Raw genomic sequence first — 309 nt, forward strand, 5'->3', positions numbered from 1 at the left:
TGAGGTCGGGCGCCGGGCTCACGACGATGCCGATGCCGGAAGTGCTCGGTAACGGGGGGTGGCTCCTGGATGGGGTGGGCGTGGTGTGGGAGTGCCGTCTCCAGGGTCCGGGCGGTTGTCGGAGGGCAGGCCGTGGGCACGGCTGCCGGTCATCCCTTCGCCCCGGTGGTGGGGGCATGGAGCGGTGCGGCGGGCGGCCGGGCGGGGTCAATCAGCGGCGCGACCTCGCCGCCGGGGCGGGGGTCAGACCTGCGGCGGCCTCGCGCCCGGTCGCGGTGCGGTGCTTGGTCATGCCGCGGCCTTGTGGGG

Source organism: Kitasatospora sp. NPDC024654, from assembly GCF_055559155.1.